Below are 18,158 nucleotides of genomic sequence, written 5' to 3'. Positions count from 1 at the left end.
TCCATGTACTTACGGCGCCGCGCAGCGCCGGACGGCAACGAAGCCGGTTCCGGAGCGCGGCGCCTTCGCCGTGCCCGTCCGCCGCCCACCACCCCCGGGCGGCGCCGGGCCGGCGCGCAGCACTGCAAGGGGGGCGGCACACCGCCGTGAAGAGGATGTTCGTGGCTCCGGATCCGGGGCGTATGAGACTGCGGAACTCGGCCCGCGCGGTGATCGGCGTCGCCGCCGCCGTCGCCCTCGCCGAGGTGTGCGGCCTCTCCCTGACCGCCTCCATCACCGGGGGACTGGCGGCCCTGCTCGCCCTCTTCACCGTGCTCGACGCGGACGTCCGCGCCCAGCGCCGCACCACCGCCCTGCTGCCCGTCGCCGGATTCCCCGTCCTGGCCCTCGCCACCGCCCTGCACGGGGTGCCGCTCGCCCGGGACGGCGCCTTCCTCGCCGTCGTGTTCGCCGGGGTGTACGCCCGCCGCTACGGCCCGCGCGGACACGCCCTCGGGATCTTCGCCTTCATGATGTTCTTCGTCACCCAGTTCCTGCACGCCCGTCCCGGGCAACTGCCCGAGCTGTACGCCGCCGTGGGCCTGGCGCTCCTGGCCGCCGGAGCCGTGCGCTTCCTGCTGTGGCCCATCGAACGGCGCACCCCGCCCACCGCGGCCCCGCCCGGCCTGCCCGGAACCGGGCTCGCGCGGCCGACCACCCGGCAGGCCTTCCAGGCCACCGCCGCCTGCGCCTTCGCGCTCGGCATCGGCCAGGCGCTCTCCGACGACCGCTGGTACTGGGCCGTCGGCACCTCCTGGTGGATCTTCGTGAACACCGCCTCCCGGGGCGAGACCCTCGTGCGGGGCTTCCGCCGCGTCCTCGGCACCGTCGTCGGCATCGCCGCCGGACTGCTGATCGCCGTACCCCTGCACGGCGCGCCGGCGCCCACCGCGGCCCTGGTCGCCGTGTGCGTCTTCGGGATCTTCTACACGGCCGCGCCCTCGTACTCCTGGATGATGTTCTTCGTCACCGTGATGGCCGGGCTGCTCTACGGCCTCCTCGGCGTCCTGCATCCCGGACTGCTGCTCCTGCGCTTCCAGGAGACCGCCATCGGTGCGATCGGCGCCGCCCTGGCCGTCGTGATCATCCTTCCGGTCACCACCCACGCCGCCAACGACGCGTGGATCCAGCGCGCCCTGCACTGCGTGCGCGCCTCCACCGCGGCCGCCCTGGAACGCCTCGCGGGCGACCCGGATGCCGACCCCGCCCCGCACGCCGCCGAGCTGGAGCTGCTGTTGGGCAGGGTACGGATGGCGCTGGCGCCGCTCGTCCACCCGCTGAGCCCGCTGCGCGCCCGCAAGGCCCGGGCCCGGCAGGTGCTCGCGCTGCTCGACGACTGCGCCCGGGACGTGCGCGGGCTGGTCGCCGTCGCCGCCGACCCGCAGGCCTCGCACGACGCCCGGTTGGCCGCCGCCTGCTGGCGCGTGGAGGCCGCGGTGGAGGCCCTGACCGCCCCGCACGGCGCTCCCGGTCCCGCCACCGTGCCGCACCCCCGGCCGGCCGCGGCGGAACCGGCCCTCGCCCACCTCCACGGCCTCGAGCACACCCTCGTGGCACTGGCGACCCCGCTGCGCACCGACCCCCGGGCGCCGCTGGTCATCAGCGCCTGAGCAACCCCTCCGCCGTGTCCGCCAACCCCGCCGGCAGCCGGCCGGCGGTGTGCACCACCCCGAGGGCCTGGGTGGCCCGGGTCAGCGCCACGTACAGGTCGCTCGGCCGGAGCTCGTCCGGCTCCACCACGATCACCGTGTCGAACTCCAGCCCCTTGGCCTGGCGCGGGTCCAGCAGGACCACTTGCCGGGTCAGGTCCGGCTCCGCGCCCGCGCGCACCCCCGGCAGTACGGCGGCCAGCGCCCCGTGCCGCGCCCGCGGCGCGATCACCGCGAGCCGACCTTCGGCCGGCAGCTCCCGCGCCACCGCCTCCCGGGTCGCCGCCGCCAGGTCACCGGTCGCGTGCGCCCACGGCCGCACCCCGGTGGCCCGCACCGAACGCGGCGGTTCGAAGCCGGGATCGCGCGTGCGCAGCACGGCCGCCGCCACCTCCATGATCTCGGCCGGCGTGCGGTAGTTGACCCCCAGCCGGACCAGCTTCCAGCGCTCGCCCACGTACGGTGCGAGGACCCGCTCCCACGAGCCGCACCCCGCTTCGTCGGCCGTCTGCGCCGGATCGCCGACCAGGGTCATCGACCGGGTCGGGCAGCGCCGCATCAGCAGCCGCCACGCCATCGCCGACAGCTCCTGCGCCTCGTCCACGATCACGTGCCCGAAGGCCCAGGTGCGGTCGGCCGCGGCCCGCTCGGCGGTGCTGCGGTGGTCGGCCTCCTCGTGCCGCTCGGCCATCCGCTCCGCGTCGATGATGTCGTGGGCCGCGAGGTACTCGCTCTCTTCGTCCTCGAACTCGTACGACTGGGAGCCCTCGGACAGGTCCAGCACCCCCTGCGCGTAGGCGATGCGCCGCTGCCGCTCTTGCTCCTCGGCGGCCTGCCGGGCGGTGTCGTCCTCGCCGAGCAGCTCGGCAGCCTCGTCCAGGAGCGGCACGTCGGCCGGGGTCCACTCCGGCCGGGCCGAGGGCGCGCGCCGGATCAGGTCGGCCTCGTGCGCGGGCAGGTGCGTGGGCTCCGCCAGGAAGTCGCGGACCAGGCGCTGCGGGGTGAGGGAGGGCCACAGCGAATCGATCGCCGCGTGCACGGCGGCGCTCGTCGCGATCTCCTTGCCGAGCTGGGCGATGTCGTCCGAGCCCAGCAGGTTCGGACCGCCGTAGGGATCGGCGCCCAGCCGGTCGGCGAGCTGCGCGGTGAGCGCATCGATGATCGGGAAGGCGAAGGAGGGGCGCGCCTGGTTGTGCGGCAGCCCGGTGGCCCGGGCCCGGTCCCGCGCCCGGTACGCCATGGTGCGGTCCAGCAGCAGGGTCCCGTACTCCTCGTGGTCGATCTCCAGCGCCGGTTCGGGCACGGTGTCGTACTCCTCGCCGGTGTCCGCCGGTACGGTCTCCGGCAGGCACTGCCGGCCGGCCACGACCTTGGCGAGGACCTCCGCCATCGCGGCCCGCCCCTTCACGGCGGCGGCTCCGGGGCGGTCGGCGGCGGTGGCGTGCACGCCCGGGAAGAGCTCACCCGGGGTGGCCAGCAACACGCCCGTCTCGCCGAGGGCCGGGAGCACCCCGCCGATGTAGCCGAGGAAGGCCGGGCCCGGTCCGACGATCAGCACTCCGCGTTTGGCGAGCAGCTCCCGTTGCGCGTACAGCAGGTACGCGGCGCGGTGCAGCGCGACCGCGGTCTTGCCGGTGCCGGGACCGCCCTCGACGACCAGCACCCCGTGGTGCGTGGAGCGGATGATCCGGTCCTGCTCGGCCTGGATGGTGCGCACGATGTCGTGCATCCGGCCGGTCCGGGCGGCGTCGAGCGCGGCGAGCAGCACGGCGTCCGCGTCGGCGCCCTCGTGGCCGGTGCGCTCCGCGTCGGTCAGGTCGAGGATCTCATCGTGCAGGGCGGTGACCACGCGCCCCCGGCTGCTGATGTGCCGGCGGCGGCGCAGCCCCATGGGGGTGTGGCCGGTGGCGAGGTAGAAGGGGCGGGCCACGTCCGCCCGCCAGTCCAGGACCAGCGGAGTGCGCTGCGCGTCATCGGCCCGGATTCCGATCCGACCGATGTGGTGGTCGCGGCCGTCGGAGAACTCCAGACGGCCGAAACAGAGGCCGTTCTCACCCGCATTCAGGGCGGAAAGCAGACCGGACTGCTCGGCTACCAGGACGTCCCGCTCCAGGCGGGCCTGAAGCCCGGTACCGACATCGCGCAGCGCCCCTTCGACCGCCCGTTCGGCCTGGTCACGCAAACCGTCGAGGCGCCGATAGAGGTCGGTGACGAATTGCTGCTCTTTTCGGAATTCCTCGGTTGACAATTGCGCTCCTGTCGCGATACGGTGTCCTCGTGAGCTTCACCATGACTTCGGTCGGGCGAAGTCGTGAACTATTTAATATACGCTCTCTCTTCTCCCTCGGCAGTCAATTCGGCCGGGGGATTTTTTGCGTACGGTGGATCTCATGACCACCGCACACGGTTCAGCCGACGGAATCGTCTACCGCCCCGCCCGTCCCGAGGACGCGGGCGCCATCGAGGCCCTGGACAGCTCCTTCACCACCGACACGGTGTTCGAGGTGAGCGACCCCGGCTCGGGCGACGGCGCGGGCTTCGGCTTCCTGCTCCGGGAGGTCCCCGTGGATCCGCCCGTGCACAAGACGTTCCCGCCGGAGGAGCACGACGAGCAGGTCTTCGGCGGCGGTCAGGACCCGGACGCCGACGCGCGGACCTTCGTGGCCCTCGACGGGGACCTGCTCTGCGGGTTCGCCGCCGTCGGCTACGCCCCCTGGAACCGACGGCTGACCATCGAGGACATCGAGGTGTCGCCCGACCATCGGGGCCGCGGCATCGGCCGCGCACTGGTGGAGTGCGCCGAGCGGTTCGCCCGCGAACGGGGCGCCGAGCACCTGTGGTTGGAGGTCAGCTCGGTCAACGCCCCGGCGGTGCACGCCTATCGGCGCATGGGTTTCACCTTCTGCGGCCTCGACACCGCGCTGTACGGCGGCACGCCCGCGGCCGGCGAGCACGCGCTCTACATGAGCCGTCCCTGCCGCTGAACCGGCGCGTGGCCGAATCCCGTCGACGCGCCGGATCGTACGCCCCCGCGTGCCCCGCCGCGGCCCGATTCATGAGGGAGCACCCGGAGGGGTGCTCCCTCATGGCCGACCGCCCCACGCTGACCTGCGACATGTACAACGGGTAATTGTTTACTGCACATTCATCCGGCATGCACAGGGTGGATCTGGTCGGACAGGGGGTAACCGCCCGGAATGGAAATCCTTCAACAGCGCTCCACCACCGCTCAAGTGTGGGAAGCGGCCGAGGAGTTCATCCGCCTCTTCCACCGGGAGAACGCGGACACCGGTGATCCGCGCGCCCGGCTCGCCGCCGTGAGGGCCGAGCTCGCCGAGACCGGCAGTTATGTGCACACCCCCCAGGAGCTGGTCCACGGAGCCCGGGTCGCCTGGCGCAACAGCAACCGCTGCATAGGGCGGCTCTACTGGAACTCGCTGCGGGTCCGCGACCGCCGCGGGCTCACCGACGCCGACGACATCGCCGCCGAGTGCTTCGACCACCTGCGCGAGGCGACCAACGGGGGCCGGGTCAGGGCCACGATCACGGTCTTCGCCCCGGACGCCCCGGACCGGCCCGGCCCGCTGATCTGGAGCGAGCAGCTGGTCAGGTACGCAGGTTACGGAGACCATCCGTCCATAACCGTCGGCGACGCCCGCAACGCTCCGCTGACCGAGGCCCTCCTCCGGCTCGGCTGGTCCGGCGGCCCCGGCACCCCCTTCGACCTCCTGCCGCTGGTGGTGCAGGGCGTCGACGACAAACCCCGCTGGTTCGACACCCCCGCGGACGCCGTCCTGGAAGTCCCGATCGGCCATCCCGACGGCGACGGCTGGGCGGACTGGGGACTGCGCTGGCACGCCGTACCCGCCATCTCCAACATGTGCCTGGAGATCGGCGGCATCCACTATCCGGCCGCGCCCTTCAACGGCTGGTACATGGGTACCGAGATCGGCGCGCGCAACCTGGCCGACACCGACCGGTACAACCTGCTCCCCGCCGTCGCCCGCCGCATGGGGCTGGACACCTCCAGCGACCGGTCCCTCTGGAAGGACCGCGCGCTCGTCGAACTGAACCGGGCCGTCCTGCACTCCTTCGACCGCGCCGGGGTCACGATCGCCGACCACCACACCGAGTCCCGGCGCTTCTTGGCGCACATGGAACGGGAGGAGCGCAAGGGGCGTGAGGTGGGCGCCGACTGGTCTTGGATCGTGCCGCCGATCTCCGGCTCCGCCACCCCGGTCTTCCACCGCACCTACGAGGACCGCAGCAGCAGTACGGCCTACGTCCACCACCGTGGCGCGCAGGGGCGGGCCCAAGGGCGGGATTTGGTCTAGACCTTCTGTTACCGTCGGCTCCGGACGGATCCGGCAGGGTGAGAGGGGCTTGACGTGGGCGGCGCGGACAGCAGGGACCGGAACGGTGAATCCCGGGCCTACATCGGCTCGTTCACCTCCGCGGGCGGCCGCGGTGTCACCACCGCGGCCGTGGACCCGAAGACCGGGGCGCTGACCCCGCTCGCGGTCACCGCCGCCGAGGACCCCTCGTACCTCGCGCTCTCCCGCGCCACCGGCGTGCTCTACGCGGTGAACGAGATCGAGCGCGGCGCGGTCGTCGCCTTCCGGCCCACCGCGGCGGGCCTCGCCCCCCTCGGCGAGGCGGTTCGCGTCGGTGGTTCCGGACCCACCCACCTCAGCACGGTCGGGGGCAGGCTGCTCACCGCGAACTACGCCTCCGGCAGTGTCAGTAGCCTCCCGCTCGCTGCCGACGGCCGCCCGGGCGGGCCCGCGCACGTCCTGCCGCACCGGGGTTCCGGCCCCGACACGGGCCGGCAGGAGGGCGCGCACGCCCACCAGGTGCTGCCCGACCCGACCGGCCGCTGGGTGCTCAGCGTGGACCTCGGCACCGACTCCGTGCGGGTCTGCGCGCTGGACCCGGCCACCGGCGTGCTGCGGGTGCACTCCGAGACGGCGCTGCGCACCGGGACGGGGCCCCGTCACCTCGCCTTCCATCCGGAGGGCACGTTCGCGTACGTACTGCACGAGCTGAAGCCCCAGGTGACCGTCTGCCGCTGGAACGGGGCGTCCGGACGACTGGAACCGGTCGGTGAGGTCCCGGTGGCCTCCGAGGGTGCCTCAGGGGCCGTACGGGCCTACCCCTCGGCGATCATCGCCTCGCCCGACGGCAGGTTCGTCTGGGCGGCCGTCCGCGGGGTCGACGCGCTCGTCACCCTCTCCCTCGCCGACGGGCCCGGGAAGCCAAGACTCACCGGCGCCGTGGACTGCGGCGGCGCGTGGCCGCGCGATCTCGCCGTTGACGCCTCGGGGAACCGGCTCTACGCCGCCAACGAGCGCTCGGGGGACGTCACCTGGTTCGAGGTGGACCCGCTGACCGGGCAGCCACACCGGGCCGGCGCGCTGGCCGTGCCGGCGGCCACCTGCGTGGTCCTGGGCTGACACGGGCCCGCGGGGCATGGGAAAGGGCCCCCGACGGCCACGGGAGACCGTGGCCGTCGGGGGCCCTTCGCTACGTACGGGCGGGTCAGTGTGCGGCGGCGTCCTGGGGGATCCCGAGAGCCGCGGCGTACTGCGCGACGGCCAGCTTGCCGAGCGCGCCATAGGCGCCGAGCACCTCCGCGGTGGCGCAGTCGGCCTCCTTGCAGGCGGTGTCGAGGAGCCCGTCGGCGGCCTCCGGGCCGATCAGGTACGGGGCGAGCGCGAGGAGCGTGGAGCCCTCGCGGCGCAGCTGCTCGGCGACCGCGGCCACCGAGCCCTCCTGGTCCAGCGCGGCGGCCTTGACGGGCACGGCGAGCCGGGCGGCGAGCAGCATGCCCGTGATCCCGGCGGCCTGTACGGCCTCCTCGCCGCCGGTGGTGGCCAGGACGATGCCGTCGGCGGCGGTGGTCACGGTGAAGAGCCGGGCGCGGTCGGCGCGGGCCAGGCCCGCCTCGGAGAGCCGCACGTGCAGGCCCTCGGCGAGCAGCGGGTGCGGGCCGAGCACGTCGGCCAGCTCGGCGGCGGCCGAGGAGTCCATCAGCGCCTGGCGGATCCGGCGGAGCAGATCGCTGTCGGGGCCGGCCAGCAGCGGCACGACCACGGCGTCCGGGCCGGTCGGCGCGGGCACCTCGTGGCCGGCCGTGCGGGCGAACTCCGCGCGCGCGACGCGCTCGGTCGCGACGGCGGTCAGCACGCCGGACAGGGACGGGAACTCGGTGTCGTCGTCACCTTCGAGGAAGCCGATCCGGGCGTCGAGGCCCGGCAGCTCGGAGCGGCCGATGCTGATGATCTCTTCCGCGAGCCCTCGCGAGGCGGCCGAGGGGGCACCGGGCACGGCGAGCACCAGCGCGGGCGCGCCCTCGGGCGCCACCGCGGGCTCGGGCCGGCGGTGCCGTCCGGTCTGGCGGGGTCGCGGCATTCGTACGGGCAGGCCATTTGCGGGCCCAGTGGGGGAGCTCATGGCGCCGCATGCTACTGGCTTATCGGAACAAGGTGTTCGGGCAGGGCCTTCTAGCGGGGCATCTGTCCGTATTTATCCGGTGAATATCAGATACGTTCAACTGACGGACGGCAAGCGCCAGTCCACGGGCTGTGATCCCTGACCCACCAGCAGCTCGTTCGTCCGGCTGAACGGCCGGGAGCCGAAGAAGCCGTAGTCGGCCGACTTGGGGGAGGGGTGCGAGGACTCCACGACGGGCAGTTCGCCGAGCAGCGGCCGCAGGTTGCGGGCCGCCCGTCCCCAGAGGATGGAGACCAGCGGCTTGCCGCGCGCGGCCAGGGCCCGGATGGCCTGGTCGGTGACGGCTTCCCAGCCCTTGCCCTGGTGCGCGTTGGAGCGCCGGGGCGCCGTCGTGAGCGACCTGTTGAGCAACAGGACGCCCTGCCGGGTCCACGGCGTGAGGTCGCCGTTGGCCGGGCGGCCGGTGCCGATGTCCCGGTGCATCTCCAGGAAGATGTTGTCGAGGCTCGGCGGTACCGGTCGTACGTCGGGGGCGACCGAGAAGGACAGTCCCACCGCGTGTCCCGGCGTGGGGTAGGGATCCTGCCCGACGATCAGTACCTTGACCTCGTCGAAGGGTTGTTGGAAGGCGCGCAGCACATTGGCCCCGGCCGGTACGTACGTCCTCCCCGCCGCGATCTCGGCGCGCAGGAAGTCGCCCATGGCGGCGATCTGCCCCGCCACCGGCTCCAGAGCCCGGGCCCAGCCCGGCTCGACGATCTCGTTCAACGGTCTTGCTGCCACGGTGGATCACTCTACTGGCCGAACGCGGCCGCCCGCACACACAGGACGTCGGGCAGGTGCTCGGCGAGCAGTTGCCAGCTGTCGCCGTCGTCGTGGCTGGCGTACACCTCGCCGTTGCGGTTGCCGAAGTAGATGCCCGCCGGGTCCGCGTCGTCCGTGCACAGGGCGTCCCGGAGCACCGTGCCGTAGTGGTCCCCGGCCGGGAGCCCCCGCGCCAGCGGCTCCCAGGTGGCGCCCGCGTCCCGGGTGCGGAAGACCCGGCACCGGTGCTCGGCCGGGACCCGGTCGGAGTCGGCGTTGAGCGGGAAGACGTACGCGGTGTCGGGTCGGTGCGGATGGGCCGCGACCGCGAAGCCGAAGTCGGAAGGCAGCCCGCCGCCGATGTCGGTCCACCGGCCGCCCGCGTCGTCGCTCCGGTAGACGCCCCAGTGGTTCTGCAGGTACAGCCGGTCGGTGTCCCCGGCGTCCCGGGCGATCTTGTGCACGCACTGGCCGAATTCGGGGTGCGGGTCCGGCAGGAACACCGCCGAGACCCCCTGGTTGGACGGTGTCCAACTGGCGCCGCCGTCACGGGTGCGGAACACCCCGGCGGTGGACACGGCCACCGTCACGGCGTCCGGGTCGCGCGGGTCGGTGATCACCGTGTGCAGGCCCTCACCGCCGCCGCCCGGTACCCACTTCCCGCGGCTCGGGTGCTCCCACAGCGGGCGGACCAGCTCGAAGGAGTCGCCCCGGTCGGTCGAGCGGAACAGCGCGGCCGGCTCCGTCCCCGCGTACACCACGCCGGGGGCCTCGGGGCCGGCCGGCTGCAGCTGCCAGACCCGCTCCAGGGAGGCCCCGGTGTCCCGGGGGAACTTCACGGCGGGTGCGGCGGGTTCCCGCCAGGTCGTCCCGAGGTCGTCGGAACTGAAGACCGACGGCCCCCAGTGCGAGCTGTCCCCGCCGACCAGGAGCCGGGGCGCCGGACCCCGGCGGTCGACGGCGACCGCGTAGACGGCCTGGGCGTTGAAATGGGGACCGTCGAACTCCCAGGGCGCCCCGCCCCGGCGACGGCCGATGAAGAGGCCCTTGCGGGTTCCCACGAGCAGCACTGCGTCGGCCATGGCCGGCACCTCCGGACCTCGGCGCCCTTGGCGGGCGCACGTGCAAGGTATGTTTTCAGCCAGTCTGCACCCGTCCGGTGACCGTGACCCGGCGGACGGTGGGGGCTGCTGATGAGCAGATCAATACCGATCATTTACCGCCCCGAAATGGTTGTTGCTTGCATGTGGGTGTCCGCAATGGATTGACTTCAGGTCACTGCCGCCGCACGCGAGAGGACATATGTGGCCACCGAGCACCTGTCCCCCCTCGACCTCGCCTTCTGGCGGATCGAATCCGTCGACCACCCCATGCACCTGGGCGCCCTCGCCGTCTTCCGCGCCACCGGGCCCGGCTCCGCGGAGCGGGCCGCGCACCTGCTCACCGCCCGCTGCGCGGCCGTGCCGCGCCTGCGCCGCCGGATCCGCGACGTGCTGCTGCCGGTCGGCGCGGCCGCCTGGTCACCGGACCCCGGCTTCGACCCGGCCCGGCACGTGTTCCTCGTCCGTACCGACGGAGCCGCCCCGCACGCCGCCGCCGGACCGCTGATGGCCCGGCCGCTGGACCGGGCGCTGCCCCCGTGGGAGGCGCACGTGCTGGCCGGGCCCGATCCGGACTCCTTCGCGGTGCTCTTCAAGTTCCATCACGCCCTCGCCGACGGCATGGGCGCACTGGCCCTCGCGGCCACCCTGTTCGACGAGGCGACGGCCCCGCGGCCACCCGCGCGCCCGGTCCCCGAGCAGCGGGGCGGCTCCGTGCTGCGCCGACTCCCCGGAGCCCTGGCGGCCCGGGTCCAGGACGTCGGCCAGGCCCTGGAGATCGGCGCGGCCGTGGCCCGCGCCGGGCTGCCGCTCGGGGTGCCGGCGGCCCTCACCACGGACTCCACCGGCTCGGGCGCCCGAGCCGTCGCCGGCCTCGCGCTCGACCTGGACGAGGTCAACCTCGTCCGCAAGGGCGCCGGCGGCACCGTCAACGACGTGCTGATCGCGCTGGTCGCGGGCGCACTGCGGCGCTGGCTGGCGGAGCGGGGCGATCCCGAGCCCTGGGGTGCGGGACCGCGCGCGCTGATCCCGGTGTCCCGCCGCCGCGGGCCCGGCGGTTCGGGGGGTGCCGGGAACCGGCTCTCCGGTTATCTGCTCCGGCTGCCGCTCGCCGAATCCGATCCGCTGCGCCGCCTGGACAGCGTGCGCGCAGCCATGGACCGCAACAAGGACGCCGGACCCGCCCGCGGCGCCGGGGCCGTCGCCCTGCTCGCCGACCACGTCCACCCGCTCGGCCACCGGCTCGGCGGTCCGCTCGTGGCCCAGGCCGCCCGGCTGCTCTTCGACATCCTGGTCACCAGCGTGCCGCTGCCGAGCTTCACCTTCACCCTCGGCGGCAGCCCGGTCCGCGAGGTGTACCCGCTCGCCCCGCTGGCCCGGGGGCAGTCGCTGGCCGTCGCGGTCTCCACGTACAAGGGGACGGTCCACTACGGACTGGTCGCCGACGCGGCGGCCGTCCCGGATCTGGCGGCCCTGACCGGGGCGCTGCGCGCAGAACTCGACGAGCTTGTACGAGAGGTCTCGTAGTACGAGGGAATTCGTAGTACGGTGTTCCTCGTACTTAGTCGATCCCCGGCATGCCCGGTCGTATCTGGAGAGCCTGATGAGTGCTGCACCCGCCGCCTTCGCCGCCCTGTTCGCGCCCTACACGCTCCGCTCCGTCACCATCCCGAACCGGGTGTGGATGGCCCCGATGTGCCAGTACAGCGCCGAGGCGTTCGGCCCGAACGCGGGCGTGGCCGGAGACTGGCACTTCGCGCACTACGCCGCACGCGCCACCGGCGGTACCGGGCTGATCATCCAGGAGGCCACCGCCGTCTCCCCGGAAGGCCGGATCTCCCCCTACGACCTCGGCATCTGGAACGACACCCAGGTCGAGGCGCTCCGCCGGATCACCTCCTTCCTCAAGGCCCAGGGCGCCGTCCCCGGCATCCAGATCGCCCACGCCGGCCGCAAGGCCTCCACCGACCGGACCTGGAAGGGCGGGCTGCCGGTCGGGCCCGAGGCGCACGGCTGGCAGCCGCTCGCCCCGAGCCCCCTGCCGTTCTCCGCGGACCACCCGGTACCGCACGAGCTGACGGCCGAGGAGATCCGGGAGATCACCGGCCAGTTCGCGGCCGCCGCCGAGCGCTCGCTGGCCGCCGGCTACGAGGTCGTCGAGATCCACGGCGCCCACGGCTACCTCATCGGCGAGTTCCTCTCCCCGCACAGCAACCGGCGCACCGACGAGTACGGCGGCTCCTTCGCGAACCGCACCCGCTTCGCCCTCGAAGTCGTGGACGCCGTACGGGCGGTGTGGCCCGAGGAGCTCCCGCTGTTCTTCCGGATCTCCGCCACCGACTGGCTGGAGGACGACGGCTGGACCGCCGACGAGACGGTCCGGCTGGCGGATCTGCTGCGGGAGCACGGAGTGGACCTGCTCGACGTCTCCACCGGCGGCCTCGCGCCGCACGCGCAGATCCCCGTCGGCCCCGGCTACCAGGTGCCCTTCGCGGCCCGGGTCAAGGCCGGGACCGCGCTCCCCGTGGCCGCCGTGGGCCTCATCACGGAACCGGAGCATGCCGAGAAGATCCTCGCGAACGGGGAGGCCGACGCCGTCCTGCTGGGCCGGGAGCTGCTCCGCGACCCCTACTGGGCCCGGCGCGCGGCCAAGGAGCTGGGCGGGGAGATCCGCAAGCCCGACCAGTACCACCGCTCCTGGTGACGCGGGTACGGCTCCGGCTCCCGCACCTTCGGCCCCGGAGCCGTACCACCGGTTTCCACGCCACACCCGACTTCTTCGACAGCTCTCGTACGATGGGGGCCCGCACCCTCCGGAGCGGACCCGATCGAGCGAGTGGAGCAGGGACATGACGGAACGGGACACCTCCCGCACCCTCGCCCACCCCGAGGCGGACGAGATCCGCCTGGAAGGCGTGCTGCACGCGCTCTCCGACCCGGTCCGGCTGTCCATCGTCCTAGACCTGGCCGCCTCGACCGAGGACCTGGCCTGCTCGTACTTCGACCTGCCGGTCACCAAGTCCACGACCACCCACCACTTCCGCGTCCTGCGCGAGAGCGGCGTCGTACGGCAGGCCTATCGCGGCACCACCAAGCTCAACGCCCTGCGCCGGGAGGAACTGGAGGCGCTCTTCCCGGGCCTCCTCGACAGCGTCCTCGCGGCGGCCGCGGCCGAGTCCGCCCGGCTCACCGCCTAGCGGTCGTCGTGCCCCGTCTGCGGTTCTTCTTCGAAGCTGGCGTCCCGCACACCCCGTTGTGGCCCGCCGCCCCGGACATGGACGGCCCGTACGGCTCCCCCTGCGAGTTGGACCGGCTGCCGATCAGTGCGCGGACCCGGACCGAACTGGTGCGACTGTGCCGGTGGTACCAGTCGTCGATCGACTGGGACTACCCGCCGGCCCCGTCGCCGTGGCCGCAGGAGGAGTGGCAGCTGTTCCGCCGACGGGCGGACACCGCCTTCGCCGCCCTGTGCCAAGAACTCGGCGGCGACTGGCAGGTCGAAATGACCCACACCGTCTGGACCGGCTGAGACGCCCGGGGCGACCTCACCGGCGGTCACACGGGCGTGGGCGTGTTCTCGGCAGTCACCGTCACGCCTTCGGCGACGTTCTCCTCCGTCAGCACCAGCGGGCCGAACACCGGGTTCGCGGGCAAGTCGTAGCCGGGAGGGGCCTGGGTCTCCTGCCAGTAGTAGACGCCGACGGGCACGATGCGGGTGCACGTGCCGTCGGTCGCGGTGGTGCAGGAGTCGCCGAGGGAGGTGTCCGGGTCGCTGCCGGTCGTCTGGAGTCCGGGGATGCCGTTGGTCTCCTCCCAGAGTTGGAAGACGGCGCCGGACAGTGGGTCGCCGGTCGACTCGTCCTCCTTGACCACCGTCACCTCGCCGGTCGGCGGCGCACCGGGGCCCTCGCAGCCGGGAGGCCCCGCATCGCAGTGCGGCAGGGGGCACCACCCGTGGTGGCCGTCGACGGTGGGGCACGGGCACCTGGCGGCACCCCCGGGAGCCCAGATCGTGATGCCGGGCTGGTTCCGGACCGTCGCGCCCGCCCCGGCCGCGGCGGCGTACGAGGGCGTCGACACCAGCAGCGCCGTCGTCGCGATGCCGAGCACCCAGGGCCGCCATCCGTCCCATGACCGGCGGAAATCGTTCGGTGCCATGACACTCCGTCCGCGTGCTGTTCCGGGGCTTCGCTCCCGCGACATGATCGGCCCGCGCGCGGGGGCGGTCACGGCGACACTCGCGGCATGAGGGCGTTTCCGCCAGATGACCACCCGGAAGCACCTCCGTGGAGGGCGGGGCGTGGCCGACGTCCGGCGGCCCCGCGCGACACCGGGCCGAGGGTGCCGCAGGAATTCCGCCCCGCGGCCACGGAACACCGGCCGGCGCGGGGCCGGGGAGCGGCGCCCCGCGGGAACCGGCCTACAGCCGGCCCGCGCCCGCCGCGGCCAGCAGACCGGTCCAGTCGGGGATCTTCACCGAGCGGCGGCCCAGGGAGCGGCCCAGATCGGCCTCGGCCGCCTCGATGGCCAGCCAGCCCGGCCACTCCACCGGGCGCAGGCCCGCCGCCCGCAGGGAGTCCAGCGGGTCCCCGGGGAGGTCGCGCCGGGCCAGTGCCCCCGCGTCCTGGAGCAGTGAGGACACGGTCTCCTTGGCGCAGGGCCGGTTGGTGCCGATCACCCCGGTTGGGCCGCGCTTGATCCAGCCCGCCACGTACTCGCCGACCGAGGCCCGGCCCGCGCGCAGCACCCGGCCCGCCGCGTGCGGGACCGTACCCTTCGCGGGGTCGAAGGGCAGCCCGGCGAGCGGAACGCCCCGGTACCCCACCGAGCGCAGCACCAACTGCGCCTCGATGTCCTCGTGGACGCCCGTGCCGGTCACACCGCCCCGGCCGTCCGGGGCGGTGCGCTCGAAACGCACCCCGGTGACCCGGCCGTCCGGCCCGCCCAGGACCTCCACCGGGCGCAGGTAGAACCGCAGCGCGATCCGCCGCGGCCCCGCCCCCGGCGCCGCGCCGGCCCAGCCGCGCAGCACCTCCAGGTTCCGCCGCGCCACCGCCGGCAGGGCGGCGGCCGCCGCCGGGTCGGCGTACACGGGGTCGAGTGCCAGCTCGGCCGGATCGGCCCAGCTGTCCACGCCCGGCAGCGTGCCCAGTTCACGCAGTTCCTTGGTGGTGAACCTGCCCTGCGAGGGACCGCGCCGGGCCACCATCGCCACCCCGCGCACCCCGCTCTGCCCCAGCGCGCCGAGCGCCGGCTGCGGCATGTCCGTCGGCTCGAGCTCGGCCCGGCCCCGGGCCAGGATCCGCGTCACGTCCACCGCGACGTTGCCGGCCCCGACCACCACCGCCGCATTCACGCCGGGCAGGTCGAAGGCCTCGGCGGCGGCGTCCGGATGCCCGCTGTACCAGGACACGAAGGCAGTGGCGGAGTGCACCCCGGTCAGCTCCTCGCCGGGGATCCCCAGCATCCGGTCGCGGGCCGCGCCCACGCAGTACACCACTGCGTGGTACAGCTCCAGCAGTCGGCTCGTGGTCAGCGCCTCCCCGCCGACCTCGACGTTGCCGAGGAAGCGGATCCGCTTGTCCTCCAGCACGGTGCGCAGGCTGCCCTGGAGCGACTTGATCTTCTCGTGGTCCGGGGCGACCCCGTACCGGACGAGGCCGTAGGGGGCGGGGAGCCGGTCGAGCACGTCCACCCGCACCCCGGGCACCTCGCGCTGTTGCACCAGCGTCTGGGCCGCGTAGACCCCGCTGGGGCCCGATCCGACGACGGCGACACGAAGCACGGCGGAGCTCCTCCCGCAAGTGGTTCCAGCATGACACCGGCCCCCCGCGGAGTCAGCCCATCGCGCGCATCCGGTGGATCTCGGCGCTCTGCGTGGCCACCACCTCGGTGGCCATCTCCTCCACCGCCACGTTGTTCCCGCCCGCCAGCGCCTCGCCGGCCATCTTCACGGCGCCCTCGTGGTGGGCGGTCATCAGCTTCAGGAAGAGCCGGTCGAAGTCGGTCCCCCTGGCCGCGGTCAGTTCCGCCAGCTGCTGCTCGGTCGCCATGCCCGGCATCGCGCCGTGGTCGTGGCCGGCCGCCGGTGCCGCGGGCGTGGCCGGTGCTGCGGGCGTGGTCGTGGCGGGGTGGCGGGCCAACCACTTCTCCATCGCGCCGATTTCGGGCTTCTGGGCGGCCGTGATCCGCTCCGCCAGCCGTTTGACCGCGTCCGCCGCGGCCCGCTCCGGTGCCAGCGCGCTCATCGTCAGCGCCTGCCGGTGGTGTTCGATCATGTGGGAGACGTAGGTGTGGTCGGCGGCGTTCGGGCTGTCGTCGGGCTTGGCCCTAGCGGCTTCTTCGGGGGTGAGGCGGCGGGCCGCCTCGCCCGGCCTGCCCGGTGCGACGACCGCGGCCCGTCCGTCGTCGGCCCGGTCCGGTCCCCGGTCCCCCTGGCAGCCGGAGAGCGTCAGCAGGAGGCCGGCGGCGGCCGCCACCACCGCGGTGAACCGGACGGGCGGCGCCGGTAAGGCCCGACGGCGACCCCTGAGGTCTTTTGCCATGTCCATGAAGGGAAGATACTTCCGGGGTCCGGGTTCCGCTCCCCTACGGGCGGAACCGATCGGGCTCTCAAGGGAGGGCACAGTGACCTCGCTACACAGCAGGCGGGTGCGGAACAGGAGGGTGGGGGTGGCCGTTGCCGCCGCCGGACTCCTCGCCACGCTCCTGGCGGCCGGACCGGCGGCCGCCACCCCCGACCCGGGCGACTTAGCGCCCGGCAGTGCGCACCAGCACGGCGCCGGCCTCACCGGGAGTGGGGCGCTCGCCCCGGGCGACATCCCCGGCCAGGACGAGATCGTGCACAGCGCCAACGTCAAGCCCTTGGCCAACATCCCCAGCAGCGACCCCACGGGGATCAACACCGACCTGGCCTTCCAAGGCAGGTACGCCTACGCGGGCAGCTACAGCGGCTTCACCATCTACGACATCGCGAACCCGAAGGCACCGAAGACCGTCACCCAGGTGCTCTGCCCCGGCGGTCAGAACGACGTCTCCGTCCACGGCGACCTGCTCTTCCTCTCCACCGACTCCTCGCGCAGCGACGACTCCTGCAACAGCGTCTCGCAGCCCGCCACGGAGAAGTCCTCGTGGGAGGGCATCAAGATCTTCGACATCAAGGACAAGAAGAACCCCAGGTACATCAAGTCCGTCGAGACCGCCTGCGGTTCGCACACCCACACCCTGGTGCCGGGCGACCGCGACCTCTACCTCTACGTCGCCTCGTACTCCCCGAACGAGGCCTTCCCCGACTGCAAGCCGCCGCACGACGGCATCTCGGTCGTGAAGGTCCCGAAGAAGGCGCCGACCCAGGCCGCGGTCGTCGCCTTCCCGATCCTCTTCCCCGACGGCGGCAACCCGGGCGCGCCCACCAACCCCGGTGTCTCCAAGACCACCGGCTGCCACGACATCACCGTGCTGCCGTCGAAGAACCTGGCCGCCGGCGCCTGCATGGGTGACGGCATCCTCTTCGACATCAGCAAGCCCGAGCAGCCGCGGGTCATCGACCGGGTCCAGGACAACGTGAACTTCGCGTTCTGGCACTCGGCGACCTTCAACGAGCGCGCGAACAAGGTGGTGTTCACCGACGAACTCGGCGGCGGTGGCGGTGCCACCTGCAACGAGGCCACCGGTCCGAACCGGGGCGCCGACGGGATCTACGACATCACCGGCCGCGGGGACCAGCGCAAACTCTCCTTCCGCGGCTACTTCAAGATCCCGCGCCACCAGGCCGACACCGAGAACTGCGCGGCCCACAACGGCTCGCTGGTCCCGGTCGGCGGCGGCCGCGACATCATGGTGCAGGCTTGGTACCAGGGCGGCGTCTCCGTATGGGAGTTCACCGACTCCGCCCGGCCCAGGGAGATCGCCTACTTCGAGCGCGGACCGCTGACGACGGACCAGCTCGGACTCGGCGGGTCCTGGTCGGCCTACTACTACAACGGGCACATCTACTCGAACGACATCGTCAAGGGCCTCGACGTGCTGCGGCTCGACGACCGGCGCACCGAGAGCGCCAAGCGGGTGCGGATGGACCGGCTCAACGTGCAGACCCAGCCCGAGTACCACTGAC

At 73.4% G+C, this 18,158-nt stretch carries 16 protein-coding genes; 9 read left to right on the top strand and 7 right to left on the bottom strand.

From position 1 onward, the window contains the following. Positions 1 to 155: 155 nt before the first annotated feature. Positions 156 to 1,649 (top strand): FUSC family protein, encoded by a 1,494-nt coding sequence (locus ACIQK6_RS04095; protein ID WP_402694290.1) that lies wholly within the window; start codon positions 156 to 158, stop codon positions 1,647 to 1,649. Here ACIQK6_RS04095 and ACIQK6_RS04090 read toward each other — a convergent pair. Continuing rightward, positions 1,639 to 3,936 (bottom strand): HelD family protein, encoded by a 2,298-nt coding sequence (locus ACIQK6_RS04090; RefSeq protein ID WP_402694250.1) that lies wholly within the window; start codon positions 3,934 to 3,936, stop codon positions 1,639 to 1,641. The genes ACIQK6_RS04095 and ACIQK6_RS04090 overlap by 11 nt on opposite strands. A gap of 142 nt (positions 3,937 to 4,078) precedes the next feature. Here ACIQK6_RS04090 and ACIQK6_RS04085 point away from each other — a divergent pair, with 142 nt between their 5' ends. The 3 genes from ACIQK6_RS04085 (at position 4,079) to ACIQK6_RS04075 (ending at position 7,141) form a co-directional block, all read left to right on the top strand. Continuing rightward, positions 4,079 to 4,672, top strand: a complete 594-nt coding sequence (locus ACIQK6_RS04085) for a GNAT family N-acetyltransferase (protein WP_402694249.1) — start codon at positions 4,079 to 4,081, stop codon at positions 4,670 to 4,672. 213 nt (positions 4,673 to 4,885) lie between these two features. Continuing rightward, entirely contained in the window at positions 4,886 to 6,022 is a 1,137-nt protein-coding gene (locus ACIQK6_RS04080; RefSeq protein ID WP_329105176.1) for a nitric oxide synthase oxygenase, read from the top strand. A gap of 54 nt (positions 6,023 to 6,076) precedes the next feature. Then, positions 6,077 to 7,141: a lactonase family protein gene (locus ACIQK6_RS04075; protein WP_402694248.1), complete on the top strand. Its 1,065-nt coding sequence runs from the start codon at positions 6,077 to 6,079 to the stop codon at positions 7,139 to 7,141. 85 nt (positions 7,142 to 7,226) lie between these two features. Here ACIQK6_RS04075 and ACIQK6_RS04070 read toward each other — a convergent pair whose 3' ends face one another. From ACIQK6_RS04070 to ACIQK6_RS04060, 3 genes are all read right to left on the bottom strand, one after another. After that, positions 7,227 to 8,141, bottom strand: a complete 915-nt coding sequence (locus ACIQK6_RS04070) for a hypothetical protein (RefSeq protein ID WP_329105180.1) — start codon at positions 8,139 to 8,141, stop codon at positions 7,227 to 7,229. A 96-nt stretch (positions 8,142 to 8,237) separates the two neighbouring features. Further along, positions 8,238 to 8,924: a uracil-DNA glycosylase gene (locus ACIQK6_RS04065; protein WP_030012774.1), complete on the bottom strand. Its 687-nt coding sequence runs from the start codon at positions 8,922 to 8,924 to the stop codon at positions 8,238 to 8,240. A gap of 11 nt (positions 8,925 to 8,935) precedes the next feature. Next, positions 8,936 to 10,027: an exo-alpha-sialidase gene (locus tag ACIQK6_RS04060; protein ID WP_329105183.1), complete on the bottom strand. Its 1,092-nt coding sequence runs from the start codon at positions 10,025 to 10,027 to the stop codon at positions 8,936 to 8,938. Between the two features lie 222 nt (positions 10,028 to 10,249). Between ACIQK6_RS04060 and ACIQK6_RS04055 the strand changes: the two genes are divergently transcribed. From ACIQK6_RS04055 to ACIQK6_RS04040, 4 genes are all read left to right on the top strand, one after another. Further along, positions 10,250 to 11,572 carry a wax ester/triacylglycerol synthase family O-acyltransferase gene (locus ACIQK6_RS04055; protein WP_329105185.1) on the top strand — a complete coding sequence of 441 codons (1,323 nt, stop codon included), beginning with the start codon at positions 10,250 to 10,252 and terminating at the stop codon, positions 11,570 to 11,572. Between the two features lie 76 nt (positions 11,573 to 11,648). Beyond that, positions 11,649 to 12,749 carry an NADH:flavin oxidoreductase/NADH oxidase gene (locus ACIQK6_RS04050; protein WP_402694247.1) on the top strand — a complete coding sequence of 367 codons (1,101 nt, stop codon included), beginning with the start codon at positions 11,649 to 11,651 and terminating at the stop codon, positions 12,747 to 12,749. 145 nt (positions 12,750 to 12,894) lie between these two features. Further along, on the top strand, positions 12,895 to 13,242 hold the full coding sequence (locus ACIQK6_RS04045) for a helix-turn-helix transcriptional regulator (RefSeq protein WP_329105189.1): 348 nt from the start codon (positions 12,895 to 12,897) through the stop codon (positions 13,240 to 13,242). Between the two features lie 8 nt (positions 13,243 to 13,250). Next, complete coding sequence (locus tag ACIQK6_RS04040) at positions 13,251 to 13,574, top strand: hypothetical protein (protein WP_402694246.1); 324 nt, start codon at positions 13,251 to 13,253, stop codon at positions 13,572 to 13,574. Between the two features lie 26 nt (positions 13,575 to 13,600). On the opposite strand, the gene ACIQK6_RS04035 is transcribed toward ACIQK6_RS04040, so the two are convergent. The 3 genes from ACIQK6_RS04035 to ACIQK6_RS04025 form a co-directional block, all read right to left on the bottom strand. Beyond that, a complete protein-coding gene (locus ACIQK6_RS04035; protein WP_329105193.1) occupies positions 13,601 to 14,203 on the bottom strand; it encodes a SpaA isopeptide-forming pilin-related protein in 603 nt (200 codons plus the stop codon). Between the two features lie 262 nt (positions 14,204 to 14,465). Next, a complete protein-coding gene (locus tag ACIQK6_RS04030; RefSeq protein WP_329105195.1) occupies positions 14,466 to 15,830 on the bottom strand; it encodes an FAD-dependent oxidoreductase in 1,365 nt (454 codons plus the stop codon). A 52-nt stretch (positions 15,831 to 15,882) separates the two neighbouring features. Then, positions 15,883 to 16,590 carry a DUF305 domain-containing protein gene (locus ACIQK6_RS04025; protein ID WP_329108164.1) on the bottom strand — a complete coding sequence of 236 codons (708 nt, stop codon included), beginning with the start codon at positions 16,588 to 16,590 and terminating at the stop codon, positions 15,883 to 15,885. A gap of 82 nt (positions 16,591 to 16,672) precedes the next feature. Here ACIQK6_RS04025 and ACIQK6_RS04020 point away from each other — a divergent pair, with 82 nt between their 5' ends. Beyond that, positions 16,673 to 18,157: an LVIVD repeat-containing protein gene (locus tag ACIQK6_RS04020; RefSeq protein ID WP_402694245.1), complete on the top strand. Its 1,485-nt coding sequence runs from the start codon at positions 16,673 to 16,675 to the stop codon at positions 18,155 to 18,157. Position 18,158 lies beyond the last annotated feature (1 nt).

This window comes from Streptomyces sp. NPDC091682 (genome assembly GCF_044756625.1).
In the GTDB taxonomy this organism is placed as follows: Bacteria; Actinomycetota; Actinomycetes; order Streptomycetales; family Streptomycetaceae; genus Streptomyces.
The sequence above is the reverse complement of the archived record's forward strand: the minus strand, read 5'-3'. Positions and strand labels throughout refer to the sequence as shown.

Excerpts from the sequence above, each read along its gene's own strand:
- ACIQK6_RS04080 (WP_329105176.1), top strand. The coding sequence starts at position 4,886 with ATGGAAATCCTTCAACAGCGCTCCACCACCGCTCAAGTGTGGGAAGCG.
- ACIQK6_RS04060 (WP_329105183.1), bottom strand. The coding sequence starts at position 10,027 with ATGGCCGACGCAGTGCTGCTCGTGGGAACCCGCAAGGGCCTCTTCATC.
- ACIQK6_RS04085 (WP_402694249.1), top strand. The coding sequence starts at position 4,079 with ATGACCACCGCACACGGTTCAGCCGACGGAATCGTCTACCGCCCCGCC.
- ACIQK6_RS04045 (WP_329105189.1), top strand. The coding sequence starts at position 12,895 with ATGACGGAACGGGACACCTCCCGCACCCTCGCCCACCCCGAGGCGGAC.
- ACIQK6_RS04070 (WP_329105180.1), bottom strand. The coding sequence starts at position 8,141 with ATGAGCTCCCCCACTGGGCCCGCAAATGGCCTGCCCGTACGAATGCCG.
- ACIQK6_RS04050 (WP_402694247.1), top strand. The coding sequence starts at position 11,649 with ATGAGTGCTGCACCCGCCGCCTTCGCCGCCCTGTTCGCGCCCTACACG.
- ACIQK6_RS04095 (WP_402694290.1), top strand. The coding sequence starts at position 156 with ATGTTCGTGGCTCCGGATCCGGGGCGTATGAGACTGCGGAACTCGGCC.
- ACIQK6_RS04025 (WP_329108164.1), bottom strand. The coding sequence starts at position 16,590 with ATGGCAAAAGACCTCAGGGGTCGCCGTCGGGCCTTACCGGCGCCGCCC.
- ACIQK6_RS04035 (WP_329105193.1), bottom strand. The coding sequence starts at position 14,203 with ATGGCACCGAACGATTTCCGCCGGTCATGGGACGGATGGCGGCCCTGG.